Annotated in this window: 1 protein-coding gene; it reads right to left on the bottom strand. The window is 53.1% G+C overall.

The annotated features are described in order from the left end of the window. Positions 1 to 1,119: elongation factor Tu (tuf, locus tag AK59_RS0123210; protein ID WP_029883938.1), on the bottom strand; the 1,119-nt coding region annotated here is incomplete at both ends.

The following is a 1,119-nucleotide window of genomic DNA, read 5'->3' as shown; positions in this document are numbered from 1 at the left end:
GAACTTTAGCAACAACGCCCGCGCCAACGGTACGGCCGCCTTCACGGATTGCGAAACGCAGACCGTCGTCCATCGCGATTGGGTGGATCAGCGTCACAACCATCTTGATGTTGTCGCCTGGCATTACCATCTCTACGCCTTCTGGCAGTTCGATGGTACCGGTCACGTCAGTTGTACGGAAGTAGAACTGTGGACGGTAGCCTTTGAAGAACGGAGTATGACGGCCGCCTTCGTCTTTGGACAGGATGTACACTTCAGATTCGAACTTGGTGTGTGGCTTGATTGAGCCTGGCTTCGCCAGAACCTGACCACGTTCGATTTCTTCACGTTTGATACCACGCAGCAGAACACCAACGTTCTCACCAGCACGGCCTTCGTCCAGCAGTTTGCGGAACATTTCAACGCCAGTACAGGTAGACTTCGCAGTCTCTTTGATACCAACGATTTCAACTTCTTCACCCACTTTGATGATACCGCGCTCTACACGACCGGTAACAACGGTACCACGACCGGAGATGGAGAATACGTCTTCGATTGGCAGCAGGAATGGCTTATCAATCGCACGCTCTGGTTCTGGGATGTAAGAATCCAGGTAGCCAGCCAGTTCGATGATTTTCTCTTCCCACTCTGCTTCGCCTTCCAGCGCTTTCAGCGCGGAACCACGAACGATTGGGGTATCGTCGCCTGGGAAATCGTACTGAGACAGCAGTTCACGAACTTCCATCTCTACCAGTTCCAGCAGCTCTTCGTCATCAACCATGTCGCATTTGTTCAGGAACACGATGATGTAAGGAACGCCTACCTGACGACCCAGCAGGATGTGCTCACGAGTCTGAGGCATTGGGCCGTCAGTCGCAGCTACTACCAGGATCGCGCCGTCCATCTGCGCAGCACCGGTGATCATGTTTTTAACATAGTCGGCGTGGCCTGGGCAGTCTACGTGTGCGTAGTGGCGAGTCGGGGTGTCATACTCAACGTGAGAGGTGTTGATGGTGATACCACGAGCTTTTTCTTCTGGTGCGTTATCGATCTGGTCGAATGCACGAGCAGAACCACCGTAGGTTTTAGCCAGAACGGTAGTGATTGCAGCAGTCAGGGTAGTTTTACCATGGTCAACGG

Source organism: Enterobacter sp. T1-1 (assembly GCF_000710795.1).
GTDB classification, from domain to species: Bacteria; Pseudomonadota; Gammaproteobacteria; order Enterobacterales; family Enterobacteriaceae; genus Enterobacter; species Enterobacter cloacae.
The sequence above is the reverse complement of the archived record's forward strand: the minus strand, read 5'-3'. Positions and strand labels throughout refer to the sequence as shown.